The organism is Microbacterium karelineae (genome assembly GCF_009745985.1).
GTDB lineage: Bacteria > Actinomycetota > Actinomycetes > Actinomycetales > Microbacteriaceae > Microbacterium > Microbacterium karelineae.
Window position 1 is genome coordinate 1 of the sequence record NZ_WFIX01000030.1, and the last position, 435, is coordinate 435.

General features: G+C 49.9%; 1 pseudogene. It reads right to left on the reverse strand.

Going from position 1 to position 435, the window contains the following annotated elements:
• A pseudogene (fusA, locus tag GB932_RS00155) lies at positions 1-371 on the reverse strand (elongation factor G); the annotation flags it as partial.
• Positions 372-435: the final 64 nt, after the last annotated feature.

The window sequence follows — 435 nt, forward strand, 5'->3', positions numbered from 1 at the left end:
AGCATACCGCGACGACGGCTCAAGTCACCGATAACGTCACCGGTGTTCTCTTCAGGAGTTTCTACTTCAACCTTCATGATTGGCTCAAGCAGAACTGGTTTTGCTTTCTTAAAGCCTTCTTTAAAGGCGATAGAAGCAGCCAGTTTAAACGCCAGCTCAGAGGAGTCAACGTCATGGTAAGAACCGAAGTGCAGACGAACACCCATGTCAACAACAGGGTAGCCAGCCAGAGGACCAGACTTCAGCTGCTCCTGGATGCCTTTATCAACGGCAGGGATGTATTCGCCAGGAATTACACCACCTTTGATGTCGTTGATGAACTCGTAACCTTTAGGGTTAGAGCCCGGCTCCAGTGGGTACATGTCGATCACAACGTGACCGTACTGACCACGACCACCGGACTGCTTAGCGTGTTTACCTTCAACATCAGTAACT